Here is a 16953-nt window from a genome sequence, read left to right on the forward strand (position 1 = left end):
TCATGAGTGACATTATTAAAGTAAAAAATCGAACGGCGAATACCACCAGTGAGGGACCGCGCGCTCGACTATTGTCCTGGCTGCACAACATCCATCCCGGTGTGGCGATGAAGCTCGGTATGATTTTGGTTGTTTGTATCGCAACGTTGCTGATTGGCGCCTCTTTTATATTATCGTCTTATCTTTCCAGAGAATTGCAGGTCAATGCGCTTGAGATGATTAAAACCAACACGCGGATATTCCACAACAGTATTTCTAACGAGTTTCAGCGTGTGACTCGTGATGCGGAACATTACAGCAATGTTTATATTAATAATTATCAAAACGTTGCCAATAAACCGCTGCGTTATATGGACTCTACTGAATTAAAAGCGGTGCTGAGCAACCCGAACACCAACGCGCACTTCACCGAATTAACCAGCGTATTTGCCAGTACGTTTATTCTGCAAGGCGAGCAATTTGTACGTGTCAGCAGTACGTTACTGGCGAGTTCAGGCAATACGGCAACAGCAACAGCGCTAGGGCATGATAATCCTGCGTTGCCGCTGCTTTTGAAAAATAAACCCTTTTCCGGTGTGGTCACACTGTTCGGTAAACAGTTTATTAGTCACTACGAACCGATTGCCGACAAATATGGTCAGGTCGTGGGGGCCGTCGCGGTGGGTTTCGACGTCAAACAGAGTTTGCAACCGATCATTCAGCGTTTGTTGAATGTGCATATTGGTAAAGATGGCTACGCCTATGTGCTGGATGCCGGATTTGAACCTGGTCGTATGTTGGTCCACCCCTCGTTGAGCAACCAGCAGGCAATTAATATTACCGATGCCAATGGTTTTAAGCTGTTTGCCGACATGCTCGAACACAAGAATGGCATCACTTACTACAACTGGGTGAGCGGTTATGGCGCATTGCCGAAGACCAAAGTTGCCGTTTATGAATACGTTGAAGGGATAAACTGGATAATCGCCACCACCAACTATGTTGATGATGTCGCCAAGAGCAGCAATCTGGTGCGTAACGGTCTGCTGCTGTTTACCGCGCTGCTGCTGCCCATCATTTTACTGCTGATTGCTGTGGCCAGCCGTTTCCTGATTTCCCGGCGCTTAAATCGTGTCCTGGGGATTGCACAAACCATTGCCGAAGGCGACTTAACGGTGGATGTTCAGGTCGATCACCACGATGAGATCGGCGAACTGCTGAGTGCGGTGGAGATGATGCGTCAGCGTCTGCACTCGTTGGTAGGCGGTATGGTTTCTCATGCAAATTCGGTACATCAGGCATCTTTGCATATTACCGAAGCGGTCGATGGGCAGGCATCAACCAGCGTGGAAACCTCATCTTCAGTGGCTGAAATTACCTCCACCATGGAAGAGCTGTCTGCCTCATCGACACAGATAGCCGAACACTCACGGGCGGTTGTGGATATTGCCAACCAGACGCTCGAGGACTGCAATAAAGGCTCCGAGTCGATGTCGCAATTGCTGATGCGTATGACGGATATTGATACCGACAATCAGCAAAATATGCGTGAAATCATGATGCTTGGTAATAAGTCGACGGAAATCAGTCGCGTGATGGTGATCATTAACAGCGTCGCGGATCAGACGAAACTTATCGCCTTTAACGCAGCGCTCGAAGCTGCCAGCGCCGGGGAAGCCGGTAAGCGTTTCTCGGTGGTGGCGGCTGAAATCCGCCGTCTGGCGGATTCGGTGACGGAATCGACGGTTGAAATTGAAAATAAGATCAACGAGATCCAAAACGCGATTAATCGTCTGGTGCTGAACGCGGAAAAAGGCGGCGAGAGCATTAAAGCGGGCGCAATAGCCTGTAAAGTCAGTGCTGAACATCTGAACGATATCGTTGTTACGGCTGAGCAAACCTCGACGGCGGCGCTACAAATATCGCTATCAACACAGCAACAGAAAACGGCGAGTAATCAGGTGGTCATGGCGCTACGTGAGATCGTTGTTGCCAGTAACTATACCTCGCAATCTATCAAAGACATTCTGGTTGTCAGTCAGGATATGACACAACTGTCGAAAGCGCTGAAAGAGGCTTCGTCCTCATTCACACTGACGGAAACAGATGCATGAATAGCAGCAACATTCGGGTGCTGATCCTCGACCTGGGCAGCGCATCGCGTAATGAGCTGGTCAGGCAACTGGAGGATCACCCGCACATTAAGGTGGTGGGGCAAGCAGCCCATCGCAGACAGGCGATCCGACTGTTGCAACAGCTGATGCCGGACCTGCTGATTCTGACGCTGGATATTTCGAGCGCCGATAACGTCGAGATCGTGGAAACGATCATGGCAACCAGCGCAATCCCGATCCTTGTCATGAGATTTTGTCCAGAGAATCAATGGGATGATGACTACATTTCCCGTGGTGCGTTGGCGGTGTTGCACCATAGCAGTGATTCACCACTCTCAACGGATGCTTTGCATCGTAAAGTAGAATTATTGGTCGGTGTAAAAGTCATTCGACATATCAAGGGATTACGCTATCCAAGCGAACCGGTAATCCCCACTGCACGACCGATGACAGACGTTGTAAAAACGCCACAAGACTGGCCTTTTGTGCTGGCGATTGCCTGTTCGACGGGCGGGCCGCAGGCGCTAAGTAAGCTGTTACAGGATCTGCCCGGTACGTTCCCGTGCCCGGTACTTATTGCCCAACATATTGCCGATGGCTTCGCGAAAAATATGGTGCATTGGCTGGATAGCGTGACCGATCTGAAGGTGCGACTGGCGCAGGAGGACGATCGGGTGGAAGCGGGGTATGTGTATATATTGCCGCCGGAGCAGCACCTGATCGTCAAAAGCAACCAGCGTTTAGCGGCGATCCCAAGACAGGAAAGCGACGTTTACCATCCCAGTTGCAACCTGTTGCTGGAGTCGGTGGCTGAGGTGTTTCGCGAAAAAGCCGTCGGACTGATTATGACCGGCATGGGCAGCGATGGCTGCCGCGGCATTGAGCTTATTGTCCGCCGTGGCGGAACAACGCTGGCGCAGGACGAAGAAAGTTCGGTGGTATTCGGTATGAATAAGAACGCGATCGACAAGCAACTAATACACCGCACGATCCCTCTGGATGGCCTTGCTGCGGTACTGCTTTCGATGGCTTGCCACGGGCATGTTGAGAGTAAATTTCCATGATCCCTAATCTTCCTGACTACGCTCGCCTGATCAAAGAACGGGTCGGTTTGCACTTCGATAACGCCATGGAAGCATTGCTGAAAACGGCGCTGGGTCGGCGAATGGCCGAGCGAAAAATCAATGATTACTATGAATACTATGAACAACTGCGTAGCTCGCAGAATGAGTTTGATAGTTTCATCACGCTGATTACGATTAACGAAACCTATTTTTTCCGTGAAAGCGATACGCTGGATTTAATCTGCGATAAATGGATCCCGCGTCTGTTGCAACAGCGCAGCGGCCCGGTGCGTATTCTGAGTGCCGGATGCTCTTCCGGAGAGGAAGCCTACTCGTTGGCGATCAAGCTGCATGAGAAATACCTCGGCGGGATGGCCCAGCGCATCGAAATTTACGGCTGTGATATTGACCCGGCAATCCTGGCAAAAGCCCGCAACGCCTGCTATTCAAGCTACTCGTTTCGCGGCGTCGACCCGAGTATTCAGCAACGCTACTTTACCCGCTCGGGAAACCTCTACCGGCTGCATGATGAGATCCGTGAGAAGGTCTCCTTCCATCGCACCAACATTATAAAAGAACAGTTACTGCCGGAAGTGGACATCATTTTGCTGCGCAATGTGTCCATCTATTTTGATACGCCAACGCGTCGCGAGCTGCACGGTAATTTGCTGAAGATGTTGCAACCGCAGGGAGCCTTATTTTTTGGCAATGCGGAAACGCTGGCTAACAATTTCGACATTCTGAAGCTGGAGCAGGAAGAGGGGATTTTCTATTTTTGCCACCATCGTGAAGCGGCAAGGGTTGTGCCTGTCCCCAGAGTTGCGGTGCGCATTCCGCAGTCGAGAGTGGTGGTTGAACAGGTTCCTCTGGTGCCCACGGCGCAGCAGAGTAATGACTGGCTGAAGAAAGCGCGCGCCAGTCTCGATGAAAAATGTTTTTCTGAAGCTGAAAAGTGTATCGCCTGTGTATTACGTGACGATCCCCGTAATCAGGATGCGCTTTTGATCCAGGGCGTTATTGCCCTCGAGCAGCGTGAATTTTCTCAAACAGCCGGAAACGCACAGCAGATCCTCGCGCAGGATGAGTGGTCGGCAGAGGCCAAAATGCTGCTCGGCCTGGCGATGATGTGGCAACACCAGACCCAGCAGGCCATCGCCTGGTTCAAGCAGGTGGTTTATCAGGAACCCGGCTACTGGCCTGCGCACTATTATCTGGCTGAAATGTACCGGCAAAGCGAGTTATACCAGCCTGCTCAACGGACTTATCGTGTGGTGATGCAGTTACTGAACGACGAGATAAACAATCCGTCATCGGTTTGTCGTCTGCGTTTGCCAATGGTATTTCCTGGCAATACGTTTCGTTTCCTGTGTGAACATCAACTGGCGCAATTCGCCCATCAAAGTGGCTAATAAGAGCGATTATGGCTATCGATCTGAAAAAATTCGTTCTGCGCTTTATTGATGAAGGGAGAGGTCATTTGCAGACGATCAGCGAAGGGGCGTTTCTCCTCTCCGCTGATGAACATACCGACGCCTGGATAGGTGAGATGTTTCGCGCTGCGCATACCCTGAAAGGGGGCGCGCGGATGCTGAAGCTGCAAAGTATTGCCGATGTCACGCATCATCTTGAAGATGTATTGAGTGAACTGCGTGATAACAAACTGACGCCGGACAGGTCGCTGGGCAATCTGATCCATGAGTCTGTGGAGTATCTTTCTGGTCAGCTTACCCAGCTTTTTGTCAGCGAAGGGGATAATCAGTTGCCACCAGCGGATGCCGGGCTGTGCGAACGCCTTGCCCGTGCCAGTCGGGGAGAGGATATCACGCTGGCTGTCGAAACTGCCGGGGCAACAGAAAAACCGGTAGTCCCAGCGCCTACGACACCTTCCAGCATGGATGCCGGTATTAAGCAGGCGGATTTCGTTCGGGTAAAGCTGAACAAGCTCGATGGACTGATCGACATTCTGGGGGAGGTGCTCGCCGGACATGATCGCCTGGAACAGCAGATACAAAACCTGAGTCAACTGGTACCACGGTTACCGGGATTAAGCGCTGAACAGCTTCGCCAGCAGATCCACGACTTTAGCGCCCAGTTAAAAGAAAGCGTTCAGCTCCAGCATTTGCAGATGTTTGAACTATACGATGTGGCGGCGCGGATCCGTATGCTGCCACTTTCAACATTGTTTGAACCCATTTCGCTGCAGGTCAGCGAACTGGCTTCCACACTGAACAAGCAGGTGGTGTGCCGCTTTGTTGGCGGAGAAGTGGAAATCGACCGCCAGCTCATTGATCGGCTTTCGGAGTCGCTGACGCATCTACTGCGTAATGCCGTCGATCACGGGATTGGTGAGATCGATGAACGTCTGGCGCTCGGTAAATCCACTCGTGGCACGATTACCATCACTACTCAGCAGGACGGCAGCGGGATATTACTGCGTATCGAAGATGATGGCCGTGGTCTGAACTATGAGGCCATCAGCGCGAAGGCGGTCAGTAAAGGTCTTGTTCCCGCTTCAATGGTCGGGCAGCTCTCCGAGCAAGAATGTAATGAGCTGATTTTTCATCCCGGCTTTTCGACCAGCAAGATAGTCTCCGAGCTTTCTGGTCGCGGCGTTGGTCTTGATGTGGTGCGCAAAACGGTGGTGACCGACCTGCAAGGCGATTTGCAGGTTTATAGCCGTCCGGGAGTCGGAACCAGCTTTAACCTGCGGTTGCCTGTTTCGTTAACCATGATGCGGATTTTGCAATTTGAAGAGCAGGGGCACCTTTTTGGACTGGCTGCGCAGTATGTGGTTGAGGTGGTGGAATGCACGCCACAGGGGATCAGCGATATCGCCGGACGTCCTGCCATTATCTTGCATAACGAGTTTATCCCGGTGGTTTGCGTAGGCAGCTTACTGGGCATTCATGAACGCCAGAGCAGCTTTTCAACGCCCGGACAGCGATTAATCGTGGTGCAGAACCAGTACAGCAAAATGGCGCTGCAAGTGGATAAGCTCCTCGATGAACGCAAGATGATGATCAAACCGTTACCGAAGCATATGCAACAGCAGTCGCTGGTCTCCGGGATGGTACAAATACCGGATAACCAACTGGTCAGCATCCTGCACGTTCCCGCGCTGATGGCGATGGCGCAACAATCACGGCAAACCAGTACACCAGCGCCCGCCACGAACGTAACGCAGGATGCCTGGCATGTGCTGGTGGTTTATGACTCACTGAATACCCGTGAGATAGAAAAGAACGTGCTGGAAGCGCACGGCTATCAGGTGACTCTGGCAGAAGACGGGCTGTCGGGGCTGCAAAAAGCGAAACTGACCCAGTTTGATGCCGTACTGACGGATGTCGAAATGCCGTTTATGGATGGTTTCACCTTCACCAAATCGTTGCGTGGGGAGAAAAACTACCAGCATACGCCAATCATCATCGTGACGTCCCGCGCGAAGGAAGAGGACCGGCGACGGGGGATTCAGGTGGGCGCGGATGCCTACATCGCCAAGGGCGATTTCGAGCAGGACAGTTTGATAAAAACATTAAAAATGCTTTTGTGCTGATGGCGCAAAATCGAGAGAGAAAATGCGAATTTTATTAGTTGATGATGATCTTTTTGCGGCTGAACTGGCATCCATATTTTTGCAAATGGACGGCTACGATGTGGTGATTGTGGAAAGCGCGATTTCCGCCCTGGCGTGCCTGGACTCGGATAACAACATCGACCTGGTGATTAGCGATCTGCATATGCCAGAGATCAGTGGGTTGGATTTGCTGGCGCTGTTACGCGCTCAGGATTGGGCTAAGCCTTTTATTTTACTGAGTGCCAATGAAGTAACGGGCAGCGACGCTCTGTACGACCGTTGGGTGAAAAAAGATGAAAACCTCGCGGAAAATCTGGGGGCTGCTGTCAATGCGCTACTGCAACCATCTGCGATTAACTGAATAAGCCTACGTGTTTGATGAAACAAGAAAATAAGCATATAGCGATGGCGGCAGCGCAGGAAAAAATAGCGCGTTTGCGGCAGGGGTTTCTACGCCGAATTCCCGACATGCTGGCACAAGCGGAAAGATTACTCGTTCAACTGGTCGCAGAGCCTAGCGAAGCCTGTCGCAAACAGCTACATATCCTGCTGCACAGTATTCACGGTTCGGCAGGGTCCTTTGGCTTTAGCCCGCTGGCGAATGCCTCAGCAGAAGGTGAGCGTTTACTAACAGAACCGGAAACAGAGCAAAGCACATTGCATTACGATGAGCTGCGGCGAATCATCAGGTGGTTGTACACCCTGACCCAGGAGCAGCTCAATCTTGAACATCGTATCAGCGATACGGAGTTCACATTACCGATCGCCGCGCAGCGCCCGGAAGAGGGATATGTTCGGCGGGCCAGTAAGCCTATCTACCTGTGTGATGATGATATTGACCAGGTCGAGCTTCTCGCGACCCAACTGCGCTGTTTTGGTTTTACCTGCCATGTGTTCGCGAACACGCAGGATTTCACTCAGGCCGTATTGTCGCAACCGCCTGCCGTGGTGATTATGGATGTTAGCTTTCCGGACAACGCCTACGGTGGACCGCTGGCAATGTCGGATTTGAAACAAAAAGTGGGCAAACCTTTCCCTGTGCTGTTCCTCTCGTGTCATAGCGATTTCAATGCCCGCGTCAACGCCATCAAATCTGGCTGCGATGGCTACTACGTAAAACCTGCGTCTATCACCGATTTAGTCCAGGAACTTCATCGCCTGACTCAACCGTCGCTGAAAAAGCCTTACCAGGTATTGTTGATCGATGACGAACCGGCGGTGGCTGAATACAACGCGGAGATGCTGCGCTTGGCGGGCATGGAAGTGCATGTGCTGGAAAAACCTCACTATCTACTGCATGTACTCAATGCGCAGCCGATCGATTTGGTGTTGATGGATTACCACATGCCGGAATTCAGCGGTGAGGAACTGACAAAACTGATTCGCCAAATACCGCAGCATATTGGCCTGCCTATCGCCTATCTCTCCAGCGAGACCAACAAGCATGCGCAGTTGGGAGCAATGAGTATCGGCGCGGAGGATTTTATCCTCAAACAGAGCGACCCAGAGGAGCTGATCCGCGCCGTATCGATCCGCGCGGAGAGAATGCGCGTCCTGCGTGCACGCATGTCGCAGGACAGTCTGAGCGGGTTATATAACCACTCAACGACCACCCATTTTCTCAAAAGCGCGATTGCCGAGTCGAACTACAGCGGCAACCCGTTTTGTATGGTGATGGTGGACCTGGATCGCTTCAAAAGCGTTAACGATACCTACGGTCATGCGGTCGGTGACCAGGTAATTGTCGGTATTTCTCAGTTGTTCTCCCATCGCTTACGCAGCACCGATATCGTTGGCCGTTACGGTGGTGAAGAGTTTGTCATCATTATGCCCAACACCAGCAGTGACAAGGCCGCGCGCGTGGTCGAACGATTGCGCAGGGATTACGAGCAGGTCACGTTTTCCGTTAACGACGCTAGTTTTCACAGTACCTTCAGCGCGGGTATTGCCCAGTGGCAGTTTGGCGATCGGATTGAAACGCTACGCGAACGCGCCGATCAGGCGCTGTATGCCGCGAAACAAAATGGCCGTAACACTTTCTGCATTGCCGAGTAAAAGGAGTCAATATGAGCCAACAGCTGGAGCATATTCTTGCGCTGAACCATGGTGAAAAACCGGAGTGTGAAAACGTTGATGAACCCCAGCGCACGCTGGTGTTATTTCAACTGGCGGGTAAAAATTTTGCCTTCTATGGGGCGCAAATTAAAGAGATCCTTGCAGAGCGCCCGATCTCCTGGGTTCCCTGCTGCGCGCCAATGCTTGAAGGGGTCATCAACTATCGTGGACGGGTGGAATCGGTGATGAGACTGGACAGCCTGATCGATAAACCTACCGTTAATTCGGCAGGTAAGCGCACTATTTTGATTGGATGCGCCGAGAAAATGCAAAGTGGGATCCTGATAGATAAACTGATTGATGTGTTGGAAGTCGCCGAAAGCCAGATTCATTTGCCAGGAGATTCGTTGCCCCCGGCGTTACAAAGCATCGCTGTGGGGGTGGTTAACGTGATAGAAACCTGGTACACGCTGCTCGATCTGAATCTGGTCTTTGAGCGTTATCAGGAGACCAGCGGTTATGACGGCACCCACTAATCTGGCGGCGGTACGTATTACTTTGGGAGCGCTAACGTTGTATATACCGGCAAACCAGGTTGGTGTGTGTTCGTTAGTGACTCAGGTTGTGCCTGAAATCCCCCGATTTAGCCAGTGGCTGGGGATTGCGGATGAGCCGCAGGAGGGATGGCATTTGCATTTACGCGTCCCGGACAGTGGCGTTGAAACCGGCTGGTACCTATGGGGACAACTTGAGAATGTGATGCTCTCCGGCGACATTATTTTTGCTGTACCTCCGCTTCTGGCGCGTAACTGTCATCTGCCTGCGCTTCGTGCCCTGGTGGGACGTGAGGCGTTTAGCCCGCTATTAAGCTGGCGCTGACACGCTGCGGGAGCTTTAACGGTCCCGCAGCATGAGAAGGCTGGGAGTGCTAAATCCCGTTACTGGATATAAGCATCAACAGCCCGACTGACCAGCTTAGTCATAAAGTTGTCAATCTTATCAATGGTCTGCTTGTCCTGAAGATCGTAGGTTTTTGCTACGTCATCCAGGTTTTCATAACCGACCCAAATTCGCCCGATCTTATCCTGCCATACGGAGACACGTAACGGCAGATCCAGCGCGACACCCTGTTTATCCTGCATCAGTTTTGTGCCGACTTTAGGGTTACCAAATACCAGGACTTTAGTTGGCCTGAGGTTCATTCCCGCGCCCTCGGCATTTTTCTCGTGATCAATTTCGGTGAATACCGGAACGCCTTCGCTTTTCAGAATGGCTTTCAGTCGGGAGACCGTCTCATCGACTGAGAATTTACTTTCCTGGTTTTTGATCTTCTCTGAATTTAACCCAGAACCCAGCCCGATTTTATAGGCTTCAGCGATATCACGAGCCACCTGAGTCATGTCTACGCCTTCTTTGTTGGTCAGCATTGTCACGCAAACCAGTTCATCACCGGCGGTAAAGCGGCTCAGATAGGCACTAAAGCCACCTGTGGTTCCTTTGATTTCCAGAAAACCAGGATGGCGGGTAAATTCCCAGCCGGCCATGGCAGGCACGACTTTGCCATTTTTCAGTTTTGCCGGGCTATAGATAATGTCGCGTAGCTTTTTGTCTTTAACCAGCGTGCTGCCGGCAAGACCGATATCCCACTTACTGATGTCTTCCGCTGACGACCACAGACCACCGTAGGCGAACAGATTATCAGTGGCGATCGCGCTGACAGGCGCCAGTTTGTCACCCGCTGCGACGTAACCTGTTGCAGGCTCAACAGGGTTGATCCAGTCAATTTCTGACTTAAATTTCGAATGCTGATTATGTTGCTTATCAGGCGTCGGGCGATCAAGGAATGCTTTCGTTGGCATGTCTTTTGCGAACATGGTGCTTTGCAGACCTAACGGCGCAATTTGGTATTTGTTGACGAAGTCTACGTAACTCATTCCGCTGACTTTCTCGATAGCCATACCTAACAGGATAAAGTCAGTTGCGCTGGAGTTGATGTCCGTGCCATTTTTAAATTCGAGCGGTTTATCTTTAACAAGATCAACCAGCTGCGCAGGTGTATATTTTTGCTCTTGTTTATAGCCGAAAGATCTGAAATCAGGGATCCCGGATGAGTGCTGCATTAATTCCAGAATCGTAATGTTATGCCAGCTTTCCGGCAGGCCAGGCAAATAAACACTCACAGGAGTATTAAGATCCAATTTACCTTGGGAAGGTGCGAATAAGCAGGTCATTTCTTCCCAAGCTGACTCGCTGATTAAAATTTCGCGGATCTGGGCCGATTTTTTTCCCGCAAACACATCGAATCAGCCTATTTAGGCTATTTTTTCCACCATTTCTGGCGTTATTTCCGGTTTTTACTGAGATCTCTCCCACTGACGTATCATTTGGTCCACCCGAAACAGGTTGGCCAGGGTGAATAACATCGCCAGTTGGTTATCGTTTTTCAGCAGCCCTTTGTATCTGGCTTTCACGAAGCCGAACTGCCGCTTGATGATGCGAAACGGGTGCTCCACCCTGGCACGGATGCTGGCTTTCATGTATTCGATGTTGATGGCCGTTTTGTTCTTGCGCGGATGCTGCTTCAAGGTTTTTACCCTGCCGGGACGCTCGGCGATCAGCCAGTCCACATCCACCTCGGCCAGCTCCTCGCGCTGTGGCGCTCCTTGGTAGCCGGCATCGGCTGAGACAAATTGCTCCTCTCCATGAAGCAGATTACCCAGCTGATTGAGGTCATGCTCGTTGGCCGCGGTGGTGACTAGGCTGTGGGTCAGGCCACTCTTGGCATCGACACCAATGTGGGCCTTCATGCCAAAGTGCCACTGATTGCCTTTCTTGGTCTGATGCATCTCCGGATCGCGTTGCTGCTCTTTGTTCTTGGTAGAGCTGGGTGCCTCAATGATGGTGGCATCCACCAAAGTGCCTTGGGTCATCATGACGCCTGCTTCGGCCAGCCAGCGATTGATGGTCTTGAACAATTGACGGGCCAGTTGATGCTGCTCGAGCAGGTGGCGGAAATTCATGATGGTGGTGCGATCCGGCAGGGCGCTATCCAGGGATAATCGGGCAAACAGGCGCATGGAGGCGATTTCGTACAGGGCATCTTCCATGGCACCGTCGCTCAGGTTGTACCAATGCTGCATGCAGTGAATACGCAGCATGGTCTCCAGCGGATAGGGCCGTCGGCCATTGCCCGCCTTGGGATAAAACGGCTCGATGACAGCGGTCATATTCTGCCATGGCAGAATCTGCTCCATGCGGGAGAGGAAAATCTCTTTTCGGGTCTGACGGCGCTTAGTGCTGAATTCACTATCGGCGAAGGTGAGTTGATGGCTCATGATGTCCCTCTGGGATGCGCTCCGGATGAATATGATGATCTCATATCAGGAACTTGTTCGCACCTTCCTTAGTGAATTTTGGCGAGCTCCTGTCCACGATAAAAAATGGTGCAGAAGGGAGCGTCGCTCTGCCGTTTAAAGCTCACGTCATACGTTTAAATGAGAACTTGCGGGCCGGCGAAATCAACGCCACGGCGACCTTTGATATGATTTACCGCTAGCAGTTATTTTTTAAGCGTAAGGATGTTTTGCAGGAAATGATATTGCCGATCTTGTCGGCAATATCAATACGTCGAAAAATCAGCGTCATTCCACTCTGAAAGTGTTGTCGAGTTTGCTGTAACCCAGCCCGTTGATTTTTTTCACTTTGATCTGCACCGGAATGCGTTCTTTCATTGCTTCGACGTGGCTGATCACGCCAATGGTTTTACCGCTAGCGTTCAGTGCATCCAGTGCGTCCAGCGCGGTATCCAGCGTTTCGCTGTCCAGCGTACCGAAGCCTTCGTCGAGGAACAGGGAGTCAATTCGCGTTTTGTGGCTGACCAGATCGGACAATGCCAGCGCCAGCGCCAGACTCACCAAGAAGCTCTCGCCGCCGGAGAGCGTACGCGTGTCACGCACCGCATCGGCTTGCCAGGTATCGACCACTTCCAGCTCCAGCGCTTCGCTGGCCTTGCGCTGCAACAAATAGCGACCGTGCAGACGGGTTAGCTGGTTGTTGGCAAGCCAGACCAGGTTATCCAGCGTCAGTCCCTGGGCAAATTTGCGGAACTTATCTCCCTCTTTCGAGCCGATCAGCGCATTCAGATAGCCCCAGTCTTCGACCTGCTGCGCGACTTTTTCAATCTCCTGCATCAGCGCCTGCTGCTGCTGGCGGTTTTCAGTATCCTGCCTGAGCTGCTGGCGAATTTCTCCCTGACGAGTGGTGTTATCCCGCAGCAGTTGGGTGAGCTGCGCCAGCGTGTCGCGAAGATGTTGTGCCGTGAGCGTGAGATCCACCCCGGTTGGTTGCTGCTGTTGATGAGTCACCAGCGCCTGCTGGGCCTGATTAAGCAGCGTTTGTGCCTGTTGTTGCTGGTTTTCCAGCGATTGTTTCAACAGCTCAAGACGGTTGAAGGTCTCTTCATCCAGCAGGGCGGCAATAAAGGCGTCACGGTTGTCAAAGATGCTGGCCTGCAATGCGGCATCAAACTGCGCCTGAATGTCTGCGGCGCGCTGAACGTCCTGTGCTTCCTGCTGCTGCAAGGTTTGCCACTGTCCCTGTAAAGAGAGGCAATCGTCGTGCACCTGCCGCCAGTTTTCCAGCGACAGATCCTCAATGATTTCAGAAAGAGCCTCAGATTCAGGCAGCGTTTCCAGCAGCGGCGCAAGCTGGGCAATCCGGGCCTGTATCTCGGTCAGTTCATTCTGGCGCTGTTGCCACATTTGCGCTTCGTTCGCCCGTTCGCTTAACCATGGGGAGACTTCGTCCTCGGGCGGAAGGGCCAGACCATGACGGTCCAGCTCTGAGGTTAACGTCGCCTGGCGCTGGTCAATATGCTGTTGGAGTTGAGTAATCTGTTCGGTATGCGCGGCGATTTGCGCCTGCAGGGTATGACGCAAGCTTAACTGGTGAAGCTGTTGTTCGTACTCTTCCTGAGCGGCCAGCCACGGGGCAATGTCATCCTGCGGTTGTAGCGATACGTTGAGGCTGGCGGTAACGGTCAGCCACTCTTGAGTAAGTGCTTGCTCCTCCTGAGAAAGCCTCTGTGCTTCATGTTCATCGCGCTGAAGTTGCTGCGTTATCGCCTCAAGCTGCCCGCGCAGGGTTGAACCCTCATCGGCCAGCGTTTTGACCTCTTTTTCCAGCGCTTCACGTCGTGCCTGATTTACGCTCAGCTCAAGCGTCTGGTAACGCGCGATAGCCGGATGTGTAGTAGAGCCACAAAGCGGACAAGGTTTGCCGGATTCCAGTAATGCCCGATGGCTTTCCAGATCTTTGATGCGGGCTTCCTGCTCGCAAATGAGTCTCACATCGGCAAGTTGCTGATTTTTATCTTTATAGCGCTGACGTTTCTCGGCAAGTACCGTGTTGCGCTGGGTCAACTCTTGCTGGCGCTGCACCAGTGAAGCGCGTAGCTGTGCCAGCTGCTTTTGCTTCGGGGCGATTTGCCCGTGCAGATTACTGAGGCGCTGGCGTAGTGGACGAAGCTGCACATGTTGAGCCAGCGCTTCTGTCACTTCCTGCGGCGAAAGGGTCAACGTGGGAGGCTGCAGGGCATCGAGTTTACGTGTGTCGTTCTCCCGCAGCTGCTGCCACTGGTGTAGCTGGGCGCTGGCGTCGGACTGTTGCGCCAGCAGCGCTTTCCATCCTGCCAGTTCGCTACTCCATAAGCGGAAGCGGTCATGTTCGTTCAGCCAGTCGGTTAACGTCTGTTGTTCGGCGAGTATCGCGGTCGATTGCGTGTGCGCCTGCTGACGGATGCGCCCGCGCAGCGCTAAGCTGCTTTGTAAGCGAGTATTCACTTCCTTAATCTTCTGGCGCGTACGCTCGATAGTAGCCGTTTGTTCCTGGATTCGCTCCCAGTGAGGGCGCAATGCTCTGGCCGGCTGCGCCAGGCTCAGCGCTGCCAGCTGCGGCTGCGCGTCTTCTTGCGCCTGAAGTGCTGCCTGTAATGCCTGCTGGTGGCGGTTTATGTCCGTCTGAAGCTCATTTTGCCGAATAAGCCAGTTGAGGTGCTGTTGCTGGATTTGTTGGCTGGTAAGGTATTGTTTTTCTTCGTCAGTAAGTACCTGCAAACTTTCCGTCAGGGACTGCACCTGCTCTGGTGCTAACAGCGCCACGCCGCTGGCCTGGGCCTGCAGTTTTTCCAGCTCCGTACGCGCCGACTTGTGCTTTTCAAACACCATGGCGGAGATTTGGCCGTAGATCTCAGTACCAGTTAACTCTTCCAGAAGCTCGGCGCGCTCTTTCGGTTTGGCATTAAGAAAGGCGGCAAACTGGCCCTGAGACAGCAGCATCGAACGGGTAAAACGCCCGTAATCCAGCCCGGTAAGCTCGGCTGTCATCTCCAGCTTGTCTTTGACTTTATCGGCGAGGATTTTACCGTCAGCGCAGCGGGCCAGCTCTACGCGCGGGACCTGCAGGTTGCCCTCGGGCTGATTGCGCGCCCGGTTCTGGCTCCAGAATGCGCGGTAGGCTTCGCCGCGCACCTCAAACTCAACTTCGGCCAGACACTCCGCGGTATCGCGAGTCATCAGGTCGTTTTGCGACTGTGACACGGTATTCAGGCGCGGTGTTTCGTGGTACAGGGCGAGGCAAATCGCGTCCAGCAGGGAGGTTTTCCCCGCGCCCGTTGGCCCGGTAATGGCGAACAACCCGTTGCTGGCAAAAGGTTCTGCTGTGAAATCGACTTTCCATTCTCCCTTCAGGGAGTTGAGGTTCTTCAGGCGCAGGCTGAGAATTTTCATGCTTCACTCTCCCCGGCAAGCGTGTGTAAGGTTGCGCTAAAAAGCTGATTCAGCCGGTTGCGCTGAGGCTCCTCGAGCTCTTCCAGCGCCAGGCGGCGGTCAAAAACCTCTGTTACACTCAGCTCGCTTAACGTTTCGCGTCGTTCATTGGCCATAATTCGTTCGCGCTGTTCCCTACTGCGGCGCACCAGTAACACCTCGACCGGTAAATCTTCGGTTAAGGCCTGGATCTTACGTTGCATGTCATGCAGATAGTCGTCGGTGGTGATTTCAATATCCAGCCATATCGGCGGCTCTTGTGGCACGTTACGCCACTGCTCAAGCTGGGCGGTAATGGCGGCTAAATCGCCTTTCAGTACCGCAAGCGGCTGGGTGACCGGTACGGTGAGATTTTCAACGGCGCTGAGTTTCCCCGCTTCAAAGCTCACCAGATGTACACATTTGCTTTTGCCGCACTCGTCAAAACTGAGGGCAATCGGCGAACCGCAGTAGCGAATATGGTCCGTCCCGCCGATAACCTGCGCCCGGTGAATATGCCCCAGTGCGATGTAGTCCGCGGGTGGGAAATTTTGCGCCGGAAAGGCGTCCAGCGTACCGATATAAATGTCACGTACGGCGTCACTTTTACTGGCGCCAACGGTGGTCAAATGCCCGGTCGCAATGATGGGCAGGTTTCGATCGCCACGCAGCGTGCAGGCGTCCTGATACTGCTGCTGGTAATAGTCGGTGATCGCCCCCAGCAGATGCTGCTGTTTTTCTTGTCCGGTTAGCCCGGCCTGGCTGGTAATGATGTCACGTGGTCGTAAGAAAGGAACCGGACACAGGATCGCTCCCGGCGTGCCATCACGTTGCGGCAGCACCTGCGGCGCATGGCCGGCGCTGGCAACGACCGTGGTGTTGAGAAACGCCAGAATATCGCGGGATTCATTGAGCGTGGCGACGGAATCGTGGTTGCCTGCCAGCACGACCAGATGACAGCCAGTTTGCTGCAAATTGACGACAAAACGGTTATACAGCTCACGGGCGTAGCTTGGCGGTGAGCCGGTATCGAAAATATCACCCGCCACAATAATGGCATCCACCTGCTGGGATTGTGCCGTCTCCAGCAGCCAGTCGAGAAAGGCCTGATGTTCAGCGGCGCGGCTCTTGCTGTAGAAATTTTGGCCCAGATGCCAGTCAGACGTGTGAAGGATGCGCATAAGAGTTCCATGACGATAAAACAGTGGCGGGGATTATAACCTTTCAGAGACGGTAATATCTTGTCTCCGGGCTGTCATAATTCGTCTGGCTGCGTTAAACCTGGACTATCTTTTCATAAATCTGTCATAAAACTGACGCATAATGGCACCGTATTGATGGCAAACGATTTAATTATAAACAGG

The 16953-nt window shown here is 52.7% G+C and carries 12 protein-coding genes; 8 read left to right on the top strand and 4 right to left on the bottom strand.

What is annotated here, in order from left to right:
• Window positions 1-2: 2 nt before the first annotated feature.
• The 8 genes from C2U43_RS05775 to C2U43_RS05810 are packed head-to-tail and all read left to right on the top strand — an operon-like array spanning window position 3 to window position 9665.
• Window positions 3-2093: a methyl-accepting chemotaxis protein gene (locus C2U43_RS05775; protein WP_008785652.1), complete on the top strand. Its 2091-nt coding sequence runs from the start codon at window positions 3-5 to the stop codon at window positions 2091-2093.
• Window positions 2090-3157: a chemotaxis protein CheB gene (locus tag C2U43_RS05780; protein ID WP_103284799.1), complete on the top strand. Its 1068-nt coding sequence runs from the start codon at window positions 2090-2092 to the stop codon at window positions 3155-3157. The genes C2U43_RS05775 and C2U43_RS05780 overlap by 4 nt, the downstream gene beginning before the upstream one ends.
• A complete protein-coding gene (locus tag C2U43_RS05785) occupies window positions 3154-4566 on the top strand; it encodes a CheR family methyltransferase (RefSeq protein ID WP_008785650.1) in 1413 nt (470 codons plus the stop codon). Before C2U43_RS05780 ends, C2U43_RS05785 begins: the two co-directional genes overlap by 4 nt.
• 11 nt (window positions 4567-4577) lie before the next feature.
• A complete protein-coding gene (locus tag C2U43_RS05790; RefSeq protein WP_103284800.1) occupies window positions 4578-6710 on the top strand; it encodes a hybrid sensor histidine kinase/response regulator in 2133 nt (710 codons plus the stop codon).
• A 22-nt stretch (window positions 6711-6732) separates the two neighbouring features.
• A complete protein-coding gene (locus tag C2U43_RS05795) occupies window positions 6733-7092 on the top strand; it encodes a response regulator (protein WP_008785648.1) in 360 nt (119 codons plus the stop codon).
• Window positions 7093-7109: 17 nt separating this feature from the next.
• Window positions 7110-8786: a diguanylate cyclase gene (locus C2U43_RS05800; protein WP_057068091.1), complete on the top strand. Its 1677-nt coding sequence runs from the start codon at window positions 7110-7112 to the stop codon at window positions 8784-8786.
• Window positions 8787-8797: 11 nt separating this feature from the next.
• Window positions 8798-9322 carry a chemotaxis protein CheW gene (locus C2U43_RS05805; RefSeq protein WP_103284801.1) on the top strand — a complete coding sequence of 175 codons (525 nt, stop codon included), beginning with the start codon at window positions 8798-8800 and terminating at the stop codon, window positions 9320-9322.
• Complete coding sequence (locus C2U43_RS05810; RefSeq protein ID WP_003825861.1) at window positions 9306-9665, top strand: hypothetical protein; 360 nt, start codon at window positions 9306-9308, stop codon at window positions 9663-9665. Before C2U43_RS05805 ends, C2U43_RS05810 begins: the two co-directional genes overlap by 17 nt.
• Before the next feature lie 59 nt (window positions 9666-9724).
• Here C2U43_RS05810 and C2U43_RS05815 read toward each other — a convergent pair whose 3' ends face one another.
• The 4 genes from C2U43_RS05815 to sbcD form a co-directional block, all read right to left on the bottom strand.
• Complete coding sequence (locus tag C2U43_RS05815) at window positions 9725-11017, bottom strand: serine hydrolase (protein WP_233899588.1); 1293 nt, start codon at window positions 11015-11017, stop codon at window positions 9725-9727.
• A 123-nt stretch (window positions 11018-11140) separates the two neighbouring features.
• Window positions 11141-12121: an IS5-like element ISKpn26 family transposase gene (locus C2U43_RS05825; RefSeq protein ID WP_000019450.1), complete on the bottom strand. Its 981-nt coding sequence runs from the start codon at window positions 12119-12121 to the stop codon at window positions 11141-11143.
• Window positions 12122-12427: 306 nt separating this feature from the next.
• Window positions 12428-15571 carry an exonuclease subunit SbcC gene (gene sbcC, locus C2U43_RS05830; RefSeq protein ID WP_103284802.1) on the bottom strand — a complete coding sequence of 1048 codons (3144 nt, stop codon included), beginning with the start codon at window positions 15569-15571 and terminating at the stop codon, window positions 12428-12430.
• Complete coding sequence (gene sbcD / locus C2U43_RS05835) at window positions 15568-16770, bottom strand: exonuclease subunit SbcD (protein WP_103284803.1); 1203 nt, start codon at window positions 16768-16770, stop codon at window positions 15568-15570. The genes sbcC and sbcD overlap by 4 nt, the downstream gene beginning before the upstream one ends.
• Between the last annotated feature and the right edge of the window lie 183 nt (window positions 16771-16953).

This window comes from Citrobacter freundii complex sp. CFNIH9 (assembly GCF_002903305.1).
Classification (GTDB): domain Bacteria; phylum Pseudomonadota; class Gammaproteobacteria; order Enterobacterales; family Enterobacteriaceae; genus Citrobacter; species Citrobacter portucalensis.

Excerpts from the sequence above, each read along its gene's own strand:
- C2U43_RS05775 (WP_008785652.1), top strand. The coding sequence starts at position 3 with ATGAGTGACATTATTAAAGTAAAAAATCGAACGGCGAATACCACCAGT.
- C2U43_RS05780 (WP_103284799.1), top strand. The coding sequence starts at position 2,090 with ATGAATAGCAGCAACATTCGGGTGCTGATCCTCGACCTGGGCAGCGCA.
- C2U43_RS05785 (WP_008785650.1), top strand. The coding sequence starts at position 3,154 with ATGATCCCTAATCTTCCTGACTACGCTCGCCTGATCAAAGAACGGGTC.
- C2U43_RS05790 (WP_103284800.1), top strand. The coding sequence starts at position 4,578 with ATGGCTATCGATCTGAAAAAATTCGTTCTGCGCTTTATTGATGAAGGG.
- C2U43_RS05795 (WP_008785648.1), top strand. The coding sequence starts at position 6,733 with ATGCGAATTTTATTAGTTGATGATGATCTTTTTGCGGCTGAACTGGCA.
- C2U43_RS05800 (WP_057068091.1), top strand. The coding sequence starts at position 7,110 with ATGAAACAAGAAAATAAGCATATAGCGATGGCGGCAGCGCAGGAAAAA.
- C2U43_RS05805 (WP_103284801.1), top strand. The coding sequence starts at position 8,798 with ATGAGCCAACAGCTGGAGCATATTCTTGCGCTGAACCATGGTGAAAAA.
- C2U43_RS05810 (WP_003825861.1), top strand. The coding sequence starts at position 9,306 with ATGACGGCACCCACTAATCTGGCGGCGGTACGTATTACTTTGGGAGCG.
- C2U43_RS05815 (WP_233899588.1), bottom strand. The coding sequence starts at position 11,017 with ATGACCTGCTTATTCGCACCTTCCCAAGGTAAATTGGATCTTAATACT.
- C2U43_RS05825 (WP_000019450.1), bottom strand. The coding sequence starts at position 12,121 with ATGAGCCATCAACTCACCTTCGCCGATAGTGAATTCAGCACTAAGCGC.
- sbcC (WP_103284802.1), bottom strand. The coding sequence starts at position 15,571 with ATGAAAATTCTCAGCCTGCGCCTGAAGAACCTCAACTCCCTGAAGGGA.
- sbcD (WP_103284803.1), bottom strand. The coding sequence starts at position 16,770 with ATGCGCATCCTTCACACGTCTGACTGGCATCTGGGCCAAAATTTCTAC.